Origin of the sequence: Nonomuraea sp. JJY05 (genome assembly GCF_043496855.1) — a bacterium.
In the GTDB taxonomy this organism is placed as follows: domain Bacteria; phylum Actinomycetota; class Actinomycetes; order Streptosporangiales; family Streptosporangiaceae; genus Nonomuraea.
Map to the genome: position 1 here is coordinate 296,165 of NZ_JBIEIS010000011.1, position 15,656 is coordinate 311,820.

At 71.1% G+C, this 15,656-nt stretch carries 12 protein-coding genes; 3 read left to right on the plus strand and 9 right to left on the minus strand.

The window, feature by feature from the left end:
- Window positions 1–98: 98 nt before the first annotated feature.
- The 6 genes from ACFKCF_RS20040 to ACFKCF_RS20065 form a co-directional block, all read right to left on the minus strand.
- Window positions 99–1,118 (minus strand): LacI family DNA-binding transcriptional regulator, encoded by a 1,020-nt coding sequence (locus ACFKCF_RS20040; RefSeq protein ID WP_394495561.1) that lies wholly within the window; start codon window positions 1,116–1,118, stop codon window positions 99–101.
- Window positions 1,115–2,080 (minus strand): LacI family DNA-binding transcriptional regulator, encoded by a 966-nt coding sequence (locus ACFKCF_RS20045; protein WP_394495563.1) that lies wholly within the window; start codon window positions 2,078–2,080, stop codon window positions 1,115–1,117. The genes ACFKCF_RS20040 and ACFKCF_RS20045 overlap by 4 nt, the downstream gene beginning before the upstream one ends.
- 47 nt (window positions 2,081–2,127) lie before the next feature.
- Window positions 2,128–3,297, minus strand: coding sequence for a cellulose-binding domain-containing protein (locus ACFKCF_RS20050; protein ID WP_394495564.1), 1,170 nt, complete (start codon window positions 3,295–3,297; stop codon window positions 2,128–2,130).
- Window positions 3,298–3,437: 140 nt separating this feature from the next.
- Window positions 3,438–4,286, minus strand: a complete 849-nt coding sequence (locus ACFKCF_RS20055; protein WP_394495566.1) for an SGNH/GDSL hydrolase family protein — start codon at window positions 4,284–4,286, stop codon at window positions 3,438–3,440.
- A 232-nt stretch (window positions 4,287–4,518) separates the two neighbouring features.
- Window positions 4,519–6,981 (minus strand): SCO7613 C-terminal domain-containing membrane protein, encoded by a 2,463-nt coding sequence (locus tag ACFKCF_RS20060; RefSeq protein ID WP_394495567.1) that lies wholly within the window; start codon window positions 6,979–6,981, stop codon window positions 4,519–4,521.
- Window positions 6,982–7,223: 242 nt separating this feature from the next.
- Window positions 7,224–7,925 (minus strand): anthrone oxygenase family protein, encoded by a 702-nt coding sequence (locus ACFKCF_RS20065; RefSeq protein ID WP_394495569.1) that lies wholly within the window; start codon window positions 7,923–7,925, stop codon window positions 7,224–7,226.
- Between the two features lie 91 nt (window positions 7,926–8,016).
- On the opposite strand from ACFKCF_RS20065, the gene ACFKCF_RS20070 reads away from it, so the two are divergent.
- Window positions 8,017–8,703, plus strand: a complete 687-nt coding sequence (locus ACFKCF_RS20070) for a TetR/AcrR family transcriptional regulator (RefSeq protein WP_394495570.1) — start codon at window positions 8,017–8,019, stop codon at window positions 8,701–8,703.
- 204 nt (window positions 8,704–8,907) lie between these two features.
- Here ACFKCF_RS20070 and ACFKCF_RS20075 read toward each other — a convergent pair whose 3' ends face one another.
- Together ACFKCF_RS20075 and ACFKCF_RS20080 are read right to left on the minus strand one after the other, a co-directional pair.
- A complete protein-coding gene (locus ACFKCF_RS20075; protein ID WP_394495572.1) occupies window positions 8,908–9,399 on the minus strand; it encodes a carboxymuconolactone decarboxylase family protein in 492 nt (163 codons plus the stop codon).
- Between the two features lie 410 nt (window positions 9,400–9,809).
- Window positions 9,810–10,646: a helix-turn-helix domain-containing protein gene (locus ACFKCF_RS20080; protein ID WP_394495574.1), complete on the minus strand. Its 837-nt coding sequence runs from the start codon at window positions 10,644–10,646 to the stop codon at window positions 9,810–9,812.
- A gap of 113 nt (window positions 10,647–10,759) precedes the next feature.
- Here ACFKCF_RS20080 and ACFKCF_RS20085 point away from each other — a divergent pair, with 113 nt between their 5' ends.
- Window positions 10,760–11,974 (plus strand): MFS transporter, encoded by a 1,215-nt coding sequence (locus tag ACFKCF_RS20085; protein ID WP_394495576.1) that lies wholly within the window; start codon window positions 10,760–10,762, stop codon window positions 11,972–11,974.
- 46 nt (window positions 11,975–12,020) lie between these two features.
- Here the strand turns inward: ACFKCF_RS20085 and ACFKCF_RS20090 are convergent, their stop codons facing one another.
- Window positions 12,021–14,420, minus strand: a complete 2,400-nt coding sequence (locus tag ACFKCF_RS20090) for a PEP/pyruvate-binding domain-containing protein (RefSeq protein WP_394495578.1) — start codon at window positions 14,418–14,420, stop codon at window positions 12,021–12,023.
- 300 nt (window positions 14,421–14,720) lie between these two features.
- Between ACFKCF_RS20090 and ACFKCF_RS20095 the strand changes: the two genes are divergently transcribed.
- Window positions 14,721–15,077, plus strand: a complete 357-nt coding sequence (locus ACFKCF_RS20095) for a hypothetical protein (protein WP_394495580.1) — start codon at window positions 14,721–14,723, stop codon at window positions 15,075–15,077.
- Window positions 15,078–15,656 lie beyond the last annotated feature (579 nt).

Sequence of the window (15,656 nt, forward strand, 5' to 3'; positions counted from 1 at the left end):
TCGGTGAATGTTTCAGCGATGTTAGGGGCCGTCATTCAGCGTTGTCAATGACAAGACAAGCAGCGGAACACGTGACCGCGTCAAGGGTGCGGGGTCGGTCAGGCCTGCGCGGACGAGCCGCGAATCAGCAGGTGCACCCCGGTGTGCACCTGCCGGGCGGCGCCGTCGTACCCGTCGAGACGCTCGATGAGCAGGTGGACGGCGGCGGCCACCATCTCGCCCTGATCAGGGCTCACCGACGACAGCGACGGGATGGTGAACTCCCCTTCGTCCGTGTCGTCGAAGCCGGTGACCGCGACGTCCTCGGGGACGCGGATGGCGTGCGCGCGCAGGGCTTTCAGCACGCCGACGGCGATCGTGTCGTTGACGCAGACCGCGCCGTCGAACCTGGGGCCGGAGCGCCGCAGCAGCCCCACCATCGCCTCGTAGCCCGAGGCCCTGCGGTCCCAGTCGGAGCTGTAGGCGACGAGCGAGGGGTCGTGCTCGATGCCATACTCTTGCAGGGCGGCGACGAACCCGGAGTAGCGGTCGCCGGTCGGGATCGCGCCCGCCGGACCGTTCCAGACGAACGCGAGCCGCCGCCGGCCGGTGGCCAGCAGGTGCCGGGTGATCGCCAGGAAACCGGCGTGCTCCCCCATCAGCACGCAGTCGAGCGTCTTGATCGGCGCGCCGCCGAGAGCCACCGCCGGGCGGCGCGCCGCCGCGCCGGCGAGCAGCTCGTCCGACAGGTGGTGCGGGCAGATGATGACGCCGTCGACGTCGGCGGTCGTCACGCCGAGCACCGCGTCACGCTCGCGGATCCCGCCGTTGGCGATCCGCAGCGTGCTGGTGAACCCGCACTCGGCCAGGGCGAGGATCAGGCGCTCGGCGTTCTCCGCGAAGTACGGCTGGTAGAGGTTCGGCACGACGACGGCGATCCGGCCGGTCCTGCCGGAGGCGAGCCCGCGTCCGGCCTGGCTCGTGGCGTGGCCCGCCTCGTAGCCGACCTCCTCGACCGCGGCCCGGACCTTGGCCCGGGTGGCGGCCGAGACGTGCGGGCGGCCGAGCAGGACGTTGGACACGGTCTTCGCCGAGACCCCGGCCAGCGCGGCGACATCCGCCAGCGTCGGGCGCCTCATCGCGCGTCCCGGCCGAGCGTGGACTCACGCCGGATCAGCTCGACCGGCGAGACGACCGCGCGCGGCTGTCTCGGCGCCGTGCCGGCGAGGCGATCGGCGAGCAACTCCAGCGCGCTGCGCGCCAGCCGGGCCGGCCCGGGGTCGATCGTGGTGAGCGACGGCGTCGAGAAGCGCCCGTCCTCCAGGTTGCCGTATCCGGCGACCGCCACCTGTCCGGGGACGTCCACCCCGTGCTTGACCAGCGCCGCCAGAGCCCCGAGCGCCACCTCGTCGTTGACGCACAGCAACGCGTCCACGTCCGGGTGCCGCTCCAGCACCTTTACGGCGGCCCGCGCGCCCGCGCGCCGGTCGGCCACCTCACCGAGATCCGCACCCGGCACGGGCACCGAGCCGGATCCGTCGAGAGCGGCACGCAGCTCATCCTGATGCGCGCCGAGCAGCGCAGGCCGGGACCGGCCCATGACGGCGAGGTGGCGGGCCACCAGGGCCGCCGCCTCCGCGACGTCCTCCTCGACGTGATCCACCTCGGCCGCGCCCCCTTGAACGACGACCACCGGGCGGTCGTCCAGCCCGTCGCCGACCGGCGCCGCCGGCCCGATCAGCACCACGCCGTCGAACGTCTTCCCCCGGGCGGCAAGGACCGCCGCCAGCCGGGCCGGATCGCCGTGCGTGGGCTCGACCGCGGCCAGCATGCCCCAGCGATCCGCCTCGGTGACGAGTGCCTCGACGAGACCGGCGAGATAAGGGCGGCGCAACTCGGTGACGGCGATGCCGACCACTCCGACCTGCCCGGTCCTGAGCGCCCTGGCGGCACGGTTGGGGACCCAGCCGAGCTCGTCGATCGCCGCGTGCACCCGTCGCACCTTCTCCGGACGGATGTGCGGCTCGCCGTTCACCACACGTGACACGGTCTTGATCGAGACGCCGGCCCGATCGGCCACCTCCCGCATCGTCACGCGCATGCGTACAGCGTAGGTCACGGCAGGACTTCTCAGCATTCGCTTTGTGATCAGCAGGACAGCGGTGCCGAGCCGAGTGCCACGTCGTCGTACCAGAGGGTGTCCTGGTCGCTGCCGTAGCTCTCCCAGCCCAGCCGCAGCGTGGCCGGACGCGGCGCGGTGGCGCGGCGCAGCCACTGGGAGTCGACGTCCTGCGTCGGGGTGCCGTCCACGCGCAGGCCGGCGACCTCCTGGTTGTCCAGGTACGTACGCATCGACTGCTTGGTGGTGTCGATCTCGTAGCGGAGGCAGACCCAGCGGTTGACGGGAAGCGCGGTGCTGAGCGCGACGCCCGCCGGGCTCTGCTCCGGCAGGGTGGCGTCGTCGGACTCGCGGTTCCACTGCAGGGCGCCGTTCTGGCCGCCGATGCGCAGGTCACGGCTGCCGTCGTTGGCGTCGGCCATGGTGATCATGCTGACGTGCGTCGCGGGCAGGGCGGTCGTGTGCCGGACCCACATCCTGGCGTAGACCACCGGCCCGACGCGGGAGACGTCGCGGGTGGTGCCGACGAAGAGGTGGTTGCAGTAGCCGCCGCCCCCGTTGACCCGCAGGGACCTGCCGCCGCTGTGCGTGACCGCGGTGTCGATCACGGCCGTGCCGGTGCCGGCGCAGTTGGGGGTGACGACCTGCCAGTCGCCGGACGGGCTGCCCGCCTGGTCCTCGAATCCGGAGCAGACCGTCGCGCCCGAGCAGCCGGGCGGCACTGTGGGGGTGACCGTGGGGGTGACCGTGGGGGTGACCGTGGGGGTCTGGCTCGGGGTGGTGGTGCCGTTGCAGGCCACGTCGTTGAGCGTGAAGTCGGTGGGCGCGGGGTTGGCCGCCGACCAGGTGGCCTGCAGGCCGAACTCGGCGCTGCCGCCCGTGGCCAGCGCGCCGTTCCACGCCACGTTGACCGCCGTCACCACCTTGCCGTTCTGCTCCACCTGCGCGTTCCACGCGCTCGTCACCCGCTGGTCCCCCGCGTACGTCCACCGCAGCCGCCACCCGCTGAGCGCCGTCCCCAGGTTCGTCACCTTCACCTGGGCGGTGAAGCCGCCCTGCCAGGAGTTGACGGTGTAATCCACCTTGCACCCGGTGTCCGCGGAAGCGGGCACGGTGACGGCGGCGATGCCGCCGATCGCCACGACGACGCAGGCGACGACTGCCCAGAACCGGGCAGACGGCGTGAGGGGACCGGACATGACATCGCTCGCCTTCGGGGTCCGTATGGGAGCGCTCCCAAACCGTCTCTTGAGAAGAGATGTTTCGCGGGATCATGCCGAGGTGTCAACCCCGCGCCTGCTCTTTATGCGCCTGACCAGGGAACCCACCGCTGAATCTTTCATCTGGTCGCAGTGAGGGCGGACAGGATGCTGTCGGCGATGACCCGGTGTCCGGCGGCGTCGGGGTGGTCGCCGTCGGCGGCCAGCAGCGGGGTGTCGTCCCGGGAGCCGTCCCCCTTGAACGGGCCGTAGAGGTCGACGTAACGTGCGCCCTTCGCCGCGGCCGCGCCGGCGAGCGTCCGGTTCACCGCGCGCGTGAGGGCGTCGCTGTTAGACACGTACGCCGCCCCCTTGGCCCGGGCGCTGTCGCCGTCCAGGAACACGTTCCAGTAGCCGGTCACGACGATCCGGCTGCCCGGGCGGGTCTGCATCGCGCGGACCTTGCCGAGGAGGCCGTCCACGTTGACGCGCAGCCGCGCGAGGTCGCTCTTGTAGCAGGCCAGCCCCGCACGGGGAGCGCAGTCGTCGTCCTCGATCGAGGCGCTGTCGAAGTCGTTGGCGCCGATGGTGATGATCACCAGGTCGGCGTGCGCGATGGCGTCCGTCGCCGACCCTGCGTCCACCTGGTCGAGCAGCCCCTGCGAGGTGAGCCCTCCAGTGGCCAGGTTGTCGACGGCGACACCGGTGCCCTGCCTTGCCGCCAGGGTCTTCCTGATCAGCGAGACGAAGGTGTCACAGTCGCACGCGGAGCCCGCCGGCACCGAGTCGCCCAGCCCCACGATGGAGGTCACCGCCGCCGAGGCGGCGTGAGGGGTGGCGTGGGGGCTGGCGTGAGGGGTGGCGACGGCAACCGTGTCACCGGCTCGCGCGTCCCTCGTCACCCTCGCGACCGGGACCGCCTCAAGTGCGACGCTCCAGGCCACGGCGAGAATCGCGACCAGCGCGACCCCCTTGAGCCGCCGGGTCATGCCGGGATCGCGGCGGCTTGCTCCGTGACGCCCACGCATGCCGCCTTCCCACCGCACGCAATCGCCCTCCCTGCTCCGCCGCCGTCCTCAGCAAGGTGAACCAGCTTACGCCGGACACTTCACGCAAACCCCCCGCTGCACCGTTGCCGTCACGGCAAACCTCGCACGATCGAGAATCGTACGGTGACCGGCATCGAGCCCGGGCCGGCCCTCGGCGTACGGATGCTCGCCTTCACCCCATCGCCTTCAGGACGTCACGCACCCGGCGCAGGTCCCGCATGCGGGCCTCGTACGTCGCCCCGACCACCACGAGCAGCACCCCGCCCACGGCGATCGGCACCCAGCGCGGCACCACGAGGAGCATCTCCGACACGTACGGCCCCAGTTCCCGCACCACGACCCCGGCGAGCACGACGCCTCCGATCACCGTGGGCGCCTGGAGCCGGAACCGGGCTCCGGCGAACAGCACCGCCAGCGCCAGCACGCCGAGCGCCAGCGACCGCCGCCATTCCGTGTCCGAGTACACCGCCACCAGGCTGGGCAGGAGGGTGAAGGAGAGGCCCGCGCCGTAGGCCGCCCAGGATGAAACCGGTGCGCCGCGCCGCCGCCACCAGCCGGATGCCAGCAGGACCAGCGAGCACGGCACCGTGTACGCCTCGACGACGGTGACCTCGTCCGCCCCCAGCCGCAGCCACGAGGCCAGCAACAGCAGGATGGTGCCGGCGTACCTGAGGCCCTTCACGCCGCCTGCCCGCAGCGACATGAGCAGCACCAGCACGCCGGCCACGGCGAATCCCACGCTCGCCGCGACCAGGACGCGCAGGCCGAGCGAGAACCCCACCGCCACCGCCTCCAGCCCGAGGAACAGCGCGGCGAAGCCCAGTCCCCAGACCCGCAGCTCCTTCAACCTGGCCGCCAGCGCCACGGCGGCTGCTGCCACCGCCAGGATCGGCAGCACGATCAGCGTCGCCGGCTCGCTGCCGAACGCGTACGCCGCCGCCCGTACCGAGGCCGGACCGGCGACGAGCGCGCATGCCAGCGCCCACCAGGGCGCCCGGCCCAGTGTGGCGGCCACCGCCGGCGCGACGGCCAGCACCGCCAGCACCGCCACCGCGGCCGGGTAGGGCATCGCGAAGGCTTGAGGGGTGACCGCCACCATGAGCGCCCCGGACACCAGCGCGCCCGCGACCGCCGCCTTCATCAGCCATCCGCCGGTCCCGGACGCGGCCGCCTTCATCGGCGGTCCATCTGTGCCGCGCACGGCCGCCTTCGTCAGCCGCCCTCGCGTGCCGGACGCGGCCGCCAGCAGGAGGCCGGCCGCCAACGTGCCCAGCACCGCCACGTCAGCCGGCGTCGCCGTCTCGAACGGCTGCCACTGCCGTCCGTTCCATGTGCCCGTCCAGAGCACGTCCAGCCAGGCGAGCGGCGCGACCAGCGTGGCCACGAGCCGAGGCAGTATCACCAGCGTGGTCAGCAGCGCCACCAGCCCGCCGGTGGCCATGCCCGCCACCCGTACCCTTCGCCAGGGCAGCCAGGCGGCGGCGAGCACCACCGCGAGTGCGGGGACGACGTAGGCCAGGGCACGCCAGTCCGTGCCCGGGCCGCCCAGCACCGGCTGTGCCGGCGCGGCCGGCACGACGATCAGCGTGAGCGCGGTCCCGACGGTGACCACGGCGGCCCAGGTCTCCCCCTGAGCCTTGCCCGGCCTGGCCAGCAGCCAGGTCACGAACCCGCCGAGCAGAGCCAGCGCGACCAGCGGCACCGACCTGACCAGGGCCTGAGCGACGGAAGGGGACCCCAGCGCGTCCGCCGCGCCGACCAGCAGGGCGAGGGTCGCGACCCCGCTGCCGCTCAGGGCGGCCGTCACCCGCACCGCTCCCCGGCCGTAGCGGACCAGCGCGACGTCCAGCGCCGCCGTGGCCACCAGCATGCCCACCAGCCAGGTCTCCGACAAGCTACCGGTCAGCAGCGACAGGACCGGCTGTGCCAGCACCACCGCGACCGGAGCGGGCCCGCGGAGCCGGGTGACCCGGGCATAGGCCACCAGGATGAGCGCGGTGAGCCCGAACACCCCCGCTGTGTACTGCAGCACGTCGAGGGCGTCGACCCCCAGGAGTCCCACCCGCCTGGCCGCGTACCCGTCGAGCAACAGCAGCACGACCGCGAACCCGGCCACGGTCTCGGCCGTCGCGGTGAGCCTGCGCCGGACCAGCACGACCGGCGCCAGCATGACCAGCGCGGTGAACCCGGCCAGCACGGCCGCGCGCCCGCCCATGCTCATCTGCCCCCAGCTCACCACGGTGAACACCACCGCCGCCACCGTCAGCAGCAGCCCGCCGAGGATGAGCAGGACGTTCTTCGCGGCCCCCGGGGAGACCTCCCGCACCGTGCCTCCGGACCCCGTACCTCCGGGCCCGGCCGCCGCCCCTGGATACGGCGGCAGCATCCCCGCATAGGGAGGCGCCGCCCCCGGGTGGCCCTGCCCCGCCGCGCCCGCCGCACCCTGCCCCGCCACACCCGGAGCCGCCGCGCCCGGAGCCGCCGCGCCGGCGCGCAGGATGCCGAGCAGTTCCGTACGGCGGGCCTGCAGCCTGGCCTGCTGATCCCTCAGCCCGGCGAGAGCCTGGTCAACCTGCCAGAGCTCGTGCGCGGCGGGCCCCTGCAGAGGCAGCGCACACCTCGGGCACCTGGACACCGGCTCCTGGGACCCGGTCCCGGACAACACCGCACCGCAGTCCGGACAATTCATACTTCACGCACCGATACTCCGTTTGAGCCTGTCGAGATGACCCATATTTCACCGCGACGTCCTTGCGAACCACTGTCACCCGGGAACCACGGACGACAGCCAGCCACTGTAAGGAGGCCACCCAACAGGATGCCGCCAGGACAGCCCTCCTGGAGCAGGGCGGCGCGGGCCGGCCGCCACGCGAGGGGTCAGTAGACGGAGCAGCCGACGCGGACCGGGACGCCGGCGGACCAGCGGCCGGACGTGACGTCCTGGGCGCGGGCGTAGGCATTGGCCGGCCGGCCCGGCGTCGAGCAGTCGAAATTGCCGGTCTGCTTGCCCCAGCTGCCTCCCTCATGAGCGCCGCGGGCGGCCATGGCGGCCGCCGCACCCGCCTCGAGCGAGGCCGCTTGATCAACGTGAGCCCTCTCGACCAGGGGATCCGGCCCCCGATCGAGGGCTTGGGCGGCGATCAGGCAGCCGAATGCCGCGAGGGCGAGCGCCGTTCGGATGAGGTGCAGGCTGAACCACCGCCGGCGGCTCTGGTGCCAGTCGGCGGGCAGCCGATCGGGATCCCAGGCGTCCGCGATCCGGTTGAGAGGCTCCAGACCCGTCAGGGTGAGGGCGACGGTGAGGATCACCAGGATCAGGGCGGCCGAGCTGACGCCGAAGACGACCCATCCGCGCCGCCACGACAGGGCCGAAACAACGATCATCGCCGCGATGCCGGTCAGAAGGAGTGGCGGCATGGCGCGGCCGTAGTCGACGTTGAGCGCCTGCCAGTACCTGACGTACGCGGGTCCCGGCATGCGAGCCACGGACGGGGCGATCACCACGAAGAAGACACCGCCCGCGTACAGGCCGACCAGCAGCAGCGCGACCGTCCTGGACGCGACGAGAACGAGGGACACCGCAAGCCCTCCCATGAAAGGCTTTAATTAGATCACAACTCTTTCATTAGAGATGTATCCAGTCAATGTACTTCTGAAATCATGGCGTGCGATGACTGAGCAGAAGAAGCGACGCCCTTACTCCAGTGCGCTGCGCCAGGAGCAGGCCCAGGCCACGCGGCAGAAGATCGCGACCGCGGCGCGGGAGTTGATGATCAGGAAGGGCTACGCCGACACCACCATGGCCGAAGTGGCACGTGAGGCCGGCGTGGCCGTCCAGACGCTGTACACGTCCTCCCCCGGCGGCAAACCCGCACTGGCCAAGCTCGTCTACGACATCACGCTGGCCGGAGACGCCCAGCCCCTGCCGCAGAGCGACCGCCCCGAGGTCCAGGCGATCATCGACGAACCTGACCCCGTCCGCAAGCTGGCCCTGTACGCCGCCATGGCCACCGCGATCCTGCGGCGCATCAAGCCCGTGCACCGCGTTCTACGCGCGGCGGCCGCCGCGTCCCCGAGCGACGCGGGACTCCAGGACGTCCTGGCCGACATCGAACGGGAGAGGCTGACGGGAAGCCGCGGACCTGCCGAACATCTGCACGCTCTGGGAGCCTTGCGCCCGGACCTCTCTCCGGCCAGGGCCGCCGAGCAGATCTACGTCCTCACCTCGACGGAGAACTTCGAGAAGCTGACCGAAGTGTGCGAATGGAGTGAAGCCGAGTACGAGGAGTGGCTCGCCTCGATACTGGCCGCGGCCCTCCTCGGACACCCTCACCCTGAGCAGGCTCGCGGGCAGTGAAATCTCCGTGCGTCATTGTCCCCGCCGCCACACCCTGGAACGGCCTTGATCCGGCACCCGAGCGGGCGTCCACCGCCCGGTCCGGCTCCTGGGCCCCCAAGCCGACGCCGCCCTGCCGACATCCGATCGAGCACGTCCGTCTTGTCCTGGCGGGTGACGCATCTGGAGCCGCAGTACAGGAACGGCCGAACGCCCGGACGTCGCTCAACTGACGGCCGCGATGGGCGGCGCGCCGCTGCCCTCCAGGCGGGTTGTGACCGCGATGCGGTTGTGCGCGTTGATGACTGTCGCGGCCCAGATCAGCGCCGCGAGCTGGGTCTCCTCGAACTGCCTCGCCGCCTCGGCGTACACCTCGTTCGGGACCTGTCCGGCGAAGACGAGTGTGATCGCCTCGGTCAGCGACAGCGCGGCCCGCTCCTTGCAGGTGAAGTGCTTGCTGTTCCGCCATGCCCGCACCTCGCGGATGCGCTGCTCGCTTTCCCCCATGGCCCGCGCGTCCTGGGTGTACCGGTCGAGCGAGAGGGAGCAGCCGTTGATCTGGGACGCGCGGATCTTGATCAGTTGCAGCAAACCGGGCGCGATGTCCGCCGCCTGCGCCGCGGCCAGAGCGGCCTCGTGCAGGGCGCTCATCGCGTCGGAGACTTCAGGGGTCACGTTCTTGATCGCGATCCGCGGGGCAATCGTGGCTACAGACATATCGTGACTCTCATCTCGCTCGTTCAAGCTCTTTGAAACGGGACGGGCGCAGCGACGACGTAGCGACGTATCCCCCTCTCCGTTCCGTTCGAGAGCGCGCCGCCGGGACCAGGCCCTACGCGCCCTCCGTACTGCATGGGATACGCGAGATCGCCCGCCCCGGTTCGCGCCACGCATGCCGCCGAGGGTGAGCTCGATGAAGCTGGAACGCCGGACGCCCAGGTGGTGCTCAATCGGGAAGCACAGATTGTTCCGGCGACCGCCGAACTCGCGGCGACCCCGCCAGGCGGCGTCGCACGGGGTATCGCCGGTCCTGCGGGCGGTGACGAGGTGTACGGACCCCACGTGCGTACGGGGCCGCATGGAGCACGGCGGCGTCCTACGGGCGCACCGTGGCTCCTACGTCTTCGTCACGAGATGGACCGGAGCCGGCCGTGGGACTGGCGCCGGAGTCGGTCGACGGCCTCGGCCGTCTGGTCGTCGGCCGGGAGAAAGACGACGAGTTGCTGGGCCTCCGTGGGTAGTTCGAGCGTCTCACGAAGCAGTCGAAGCTGGTGCCCGGCCGGGTGGTTGAGCCGGAGGATGCCAGGTCGCGGCAGCACATGACGTTTCAGGCGGCGGGTGAAGTCGGGCCCGGCGACGGGTGCGAGCTCCCCGGTGAGCCACTCGAGGTTCTCGAGGGATGGCGCCTGCCACAGGTCGAACGCCTGCTCGTCCGCGACGTCGTCCCAGTCGACGAAGAACATCCGGGCGCGGGGGTCGGTGAACAGATAGCGGTTGAGGTTCGGACGGGCGGCGTCGAGCAGTCCGGTTCCGCCGGTGACCAGCTCGTAGCCGCTGGTGTGGGCGAGGACGTCGCCCAGCCGGTTGGTCACGATGGCGACGCCGGGTTCGAGGAGGCGGAGTGTCTGCAGGACAGCCGGCCGCACGTGCCGGGACGGCGGCACAGGCCGGATGTGGACGGAGCATACGTCGCCGGTGATCTTCGCGAGGTAGCGCAGGTGGTTACGCTCCGAAGGGCTGAGGCGTAGCGCGTCGGCGAGGGCGTTGATGACGGCCGGCGATGGATTGCGGTCGCGCCCCTGCTCGATGCGGGTCAGGTATTCGACGCTGATGCCGGCCCACGTGGCGAGGTCCTGCCGGCGCAGACCCGGTGACCGGCGGCGGCCGCGGTCCGGCAGTCCACGGGATTCCGGCTGGATGCTGTCGCGCTTGGCCCGGATGAAGTCCCCCAGTGGCGTCCCCACGTCGGTACGGTACCGGGCCGCCCGTTGATCGCACAGTGCGGAGCGTGGCCCTCCGGGGGCCAGCCTGAGCACGGCCTGGCTGTCTGCCGCGGTGCGGCTTGATCGTGGCGTGCATGGAGAACACGTCGACGCGGCGTTCCGGTCAGGCGTTGCTGGTATGGGGGCTGCTTGTGGTGGCGGCGAACCTGCGGGCGAGTCTGACCGGCGTCGGGCCGTTGCTGGATCAAGTGCAGGCGGATCTGGGTCTGGCCCCGGCCGTGGCGGGCCTGCTGAACACGCTGCCCTTGCTGACGTTCGTGGTGCTGTCCCCGCTGGTGCCTCAACTGGCCGCGCGGTGGGGAGCCGAGCGGCTCCTTGGGGGTGCGCTCGTGGTGCTGACGCTGGGGATCGCGCTGCGGTGGGTGCCGGCGGCAGTCGGGCTGTTCGCGGGAACCGCGCTGATCGGGGCGGGCATCGCCGTAGGCAACGTACTGCTGCCGAGCCTGATAAAGCGCGATTTCCCCACCAAGGTGGGACTGCTGACCAGCGCCTATGCCACGGTGATGGGCGGCGTCGCCGCAGTGGCGTCCGGGGTGGCGGTGCCGATCAGTGAGGTCGCCCCCGGCGGTTGGTATACCGCGTTGGGTTGCTGGGTCGCGTTCGCGCTGGTGGCCGTCCTGCTGTGGCTTCCTCAGCTGCGGGCTCCGCGGCGTGCCGCACAGGCGGCTCGGGGACATCGGTTGCCGTGGGGTTCCGGGCTGGCGTGGGCGGTGACGGCGTTCATGGGGTTGCAGTCGCTGGGCTTCTACGTCGTCGTGACGTGGTTGCCTCAGGTTCTCCAGGACAACGGCATGAGTGCGGCCACCGCGGGATGGCTGCTGTTCCTGTTCCAGGCGGTCGCGGTGCTGACCAGCCTGGCGGTGCCCGGCGCGCTGCGGTGGGCGCGTGACCAGCGGGCGCTGGCGACGATCTGCTCGGCAGTCATGCTCCTCGGCTACCTTGGACTTTTCGCGGCGCCGGGATTGGCGTTGCTGTGGAGTGTTGTCCTCGGGTCGGGCGGCGGAGCCTGCCTCGTGCTCGCGTTGGCCTTCATCAGCCTGCGCGCCCACGACGCGAGCATGGCGGGCGCGTTGTCGGCGATGGCGCAGTCGATCGGTTACCTGCTGGCCGCCGTGGGGCCGGTGGTTTTCGGGCTGCTGCACACGGTGAGCTCCGGCTGGCGAGCACCGATCATGTTCATGTGCGTGGCCGCGGCCGGCCAGACGATCGTCGCACTGGCGGCCGGCGGGGGCACGGTGCGCTCAGCCACCGGCCAGGGGCCCGATCGCGTCCCATCGCCCGGATGGTGATCCGTCCGGGCGGGAAACCGGGTGCGCTGCGGCGTCCGGCGGATCGTCACTCAGGTTCCACGCGCACCGTGCCCGCCGTACCGTCGATCGTTATCAGCTGCCCGGTCTCGATCTCGTGTGTGGCACCGCGGACGCAGATGACGGCGGGGATCCCGTACTCGCGGGCGACGGTGGGGCCGTGCGCCACCGGCGAACCGGTCTCGGTCACCAGGCCGGCCGCGGTCATGAACAGCGGTGTCCAGCCTGGGTCCGTGGTCGGCGCCACCAGGATCTCGCCCGGTTCGAGATGCGCGCCGACAGGGTCGTGGATAACCCGCGCCCTGCCGGTCGCCTGCCCGGCGGCTCCGGACATCCCGGTCAGCATGCCGTCCTGCACCGGCTGAGCGGGAGCGAGCGTCTCCACATCGGTCCCGTCCGACAGCAGGGCGCCGGGAACGACAGGCCGCCGCAGCTCCCGCTCGTGTTCCGCGCGCCGCGTCGCGGCCAGTTCCCGATGGTCGATCCCGTCGTGTACGGCCGCGCAGGCTTCGCCGAGATTCAGGAACATGATGTCGTCGGCGCGCTCCAGCCGGCCGCGGCGGGCCAGGTCCGCGCCGACCAGGAGGAGTTGCCGCCGGGCCGCCTGGATCGCCGGCAACCAGGCGAACTTCGCGATCTCGCGCAGCCCGGTGAGCTCGCGCGAGCGGCGCATGAAGAACACCGCCAGCCGGCCACGTACCGGCCGCCTGCCCCGCACCCGCCGCGACAGCGTCTGGATCATCCGCTCCGCCTTCGCCGCCGCGGCTCCGAACCGCGCGTCGGGCGCCTGAGCGGGATCGTCGACGCGGAGGTAGTTGGCGATGGTGGAGAACAGCGGTGCCGGGTCCTCATCCCAGTGGGGCACGCCGACGTCGATCTCGGCCGCCGCGCGCATGCCGTACTTGGCCAGGAAGTCCGTCATCCCGATCTCCGGGAGCTCACCGGCTAAGTACCCGGCGGCGAGGTCCTGCGGTGGCGTGTTGAGGAACAGGTCATGGTGCTCGCGTGCCTTGACGGCCAGGTCCCAGAGCTTGAGGTCCATCTCCGTGGTCACGTTGTACGGCATGCCGCCGAGAACGGTGTCGAGTTCCTCGTCCGTGGCGACGCCCTTGAGCAACGCGGCCGGGATCACGCCGCTGATGATCCCGGCCACCAGAGGCCCGAGGATCCCATGCATGTCGAGGCTCATGATCCCCTTGTGGGAGTCCTCGATCACCCAGCGCAGCCGCTCGGCGGAGGTGGCGGACTCGCCCGGTGGAGTGATCAGCCGCTTGATCTCCGCGACGCCCCGGTGGGCGCGGGCTCGGGCGCGAGCCGGCTGGGCCAGGCTCGACGCCACTCCGGCGATCGCTAAGGGCAACACCCGGAAGGCGCCCTTGAGGGCGGCGCCGGCATGGAACGGCAGGCCGGGCCGCGGCGCGAACCGCGGATCGTCCAGCATGCGCAGCACCGCACCCTGCACTCTCGGCCCGTAGACCTCCAGGGAGGTTCCCATCCGCTTCCGCGTTGCCTTGCTGCGCATGAAATCGGTCAGGTCGAAGAAGAGCCGGCCGCCGATGGGCACCAGCCGGGGCATCGGGTCACGCCGATCGACCTTGGCCCCCACGGCCTCGAACCACAGGGACGCGCCCGTCTTGAGCAGGGAGACACCCATCGGAGTGCATGGGCGAAGCATGCCCTGCATGTGGCCGAACTCCAGATAGAGCCGCGTATCACCGGTGTCGGGCGGCAGCGGGAAGAGCGTGGTGATCGGCCGTGACTGGAGCAGCCAGAGTGTGCCCTCGGCGTCGATCGCCCATTCGATGTCCTGCGGCGAGCCGAAGTGCTCCTGCAGGCGCCACCCCGCCGCGCGCAACTGTTCGAGCTGCTCTTCGTCGAGGCATCCGTCAGGGTTGGGTACGGCCGGCGTCCGCCGATCGAGAACGTGATGGTCCGGTACGACCGTGCCCTCGACGATGGCGGTGCCCAGGCCCGGGGCGGCGTCGACGACCATTTCCGCGCGGCAGCCGGTGATCGGGTTGGCGGTGAAGAGCACGCCTGCCGTCGTCGGGTCGATCATGCGCTGCACCACCACGGCCATGGCCGCCTCGTCGATGCCGGCGGCGGCGCGGTAGGCGACGGCGCGCTCGGTGTACAGGGAGTCCCAGCAGCGGTGGACCGCCGCGACCAGCTCGCCGGCGCCTTCGACGTTGAGGTACGTGTCCTGCTGGCCGGCGAAGCTGGCGGCCGGCAGGTCCTCGGCGGTGGCGCTGGAACGAACCGCCACCCGCCCGCCGCCGAGCTGCCGGTAGGCCTCGATCAGCTCCTTCTCCGGGAGCTCCCTCGACCGGTAGGACTCCACGGTCAGGCAGAAACCGTCCGGGACGCGCTCGCCGGCCTTGATCATTTCCCCGAGCCCGGCGCCCTTACCGCCCACGAGGTCGATCATGGAGGAATCCACGTCAGACAACCGGATCAGTTTCATTGCGCCTGCTCCCAATGCCGACATCATGACGACGTTGCCGACCAGACTTCCCGGCGCTCCACGTTCGACGCTAACACCGTCAAGGTGCGTGCACCAGACACCGCCGCTGATGTCGAGCAGCAGCCTGCACGCATAGCTGCCACGGATTGGGTAGTGGCACTACGCAACGTCGGTCCTTGGTCCAACCAGCGGCCGGCAGCGCAGCAAACGATCACAAACGGGCCTCAACGGCCCGATCCTGGAAGAGATTGCCGGGGAGCACTCATGACGCTCACCGATCAGATCAAGAAGATCACCACGTCCAAGCCGTTCTGCGCGGTCGCGGGCGCGGGCGGCTACGCCGTCGACAACGTCCGCACGTTGCGGGTCCGGCTGAGGAAGCAGCTCCGGGCCCGCCGGGACGAGGTCCGCAAGAACGCGGGCACCACAGCGACCAGGGCGAGCAGAGTCTACGACGATCTCGCCGCGCGCGGCCGCAAGGTGGTCACCCGGGTGAGCCACGAAACCGCCCAAGGGCTCAAGGAAGTCTCCGCGACGGCCGAGCCGGAGCCCGTATCGAGGGAGGACAAGGCGCCGGACAGCAAGGCCACGCCACGCGCGAAGAGGCCCACGAGGGCGTGACCCCAGGTCATGCGGCCCCGTACCCGATGCTCGGCGTGCGGGGCCTCTCGCGTTCGACCAGCACCCGCGCCGCCCACCGGGACGCCGGCAAACCGGCCGTGACGTCGGGCGGTCTCGCGCAACGCTCCCCCGCGGCCGCGAGCTCCCGTTCGCGTCCGGTGAGCGGGTCCAGCGGTCGTGGCGGTGCGGCGAGCGCACCCCGGGCCCCGATGTGCGAGCTCACGCATCTCTGACAGAGCTGCCCAGGCTCACCCCGCTGGAGTTGATCTGTCGCCGCGCAGCTCAGCTCGATCTTCGCCGGCCAGCTCCGCAGGGCCCTCCTGGCCACTCGGTTGACATTACTCACAGGGCGAAATGTCCGTATTGTCGTGACAAGTCGGTAATGGATCCGACAGAATGCGGGACCACCACCGTCTCCCTCCACCGGAGGAAACCTCATGCGTCGACCCCTAGGGGCAACGCCGTTCAGTTAAAGCGGGGGTCTGTTCGTCAAGGTCTATGAACGAGGAAGCGGAGCTGCTGTAGAAGAGGTGTGTCACTCCAAGACATCCTCACCACAGGAGCTCCGCTGTTGGAACA

Bases quoted from the DNA above. Each gene is read 5' to 3' on its own strand.
- ACFKCF_RS20055 (WP_394495566.1), bottom strand. From the start codon at position 4,286: ATGACCCGGCGGCTCAAGGGGGTCGCGCTGGTCGCGATTCTCGCCGTG.
- ACFKCF_RS20050 (WP_394495564.1), bottom strand. From the start codon at position 3,297: ATGTCCGGTCCCCTCACGCCGTCTGCCCGGTTCTGGGCAGTCGTCGCC.
- ACFKCF_RS20095 (WP_394495580.1), top strand. From the start codon at position 14,721: ATGACGCTCACCGATCAGATCAAGAAGATCACCACGTCCAAGCCGTTC.
- ACFKCF_RS20090 (WP_394495578.1), bottom strand. From the start codon at position 14,420: ATGATCGACCTCGTGGGCGGTAAGGGCGCCGGGCTCGGGGAAATGATC.
- ACFKCF_RS20040 (WP_394495561.1), bottom strand. From the start codon at position 1,118: ATGAGGCGCCCGACGCTGGCGGATGTCGCCGCGCTGGCCGGGGTCTCG.
- ACFKCF_RS20045 (WP_394495563.1), bottom strand. From the start codon at position 2,080: ATGCGCGTGACGATGCGGGAGGTGGCCGATCGGGCCGGCGTCTCGATC.
- ACFKCF_RS20075 (WP_394495572.1), bottom strand. From the start codon at position 9,399: ATGTCTGTAGCCACGATTGCCCCGCGGATCGCGATCAAGAACGTGACC.
- ACFKCF_RS20085 (WP_394495576.1), top strand. From the start codon at position 10,760: ATGGAGAACACGTCGACGCGGCGTTCCGGTCAGGCGTTGCTGGTATGG.
- ACFKCF_RS20070 (WP_394495570.1), top strand. From the start codon at position 8,017: ATGACTGAGCAGAAGAAGCGACGCCCTTACTCCAGTGCGCTGCGCCAG.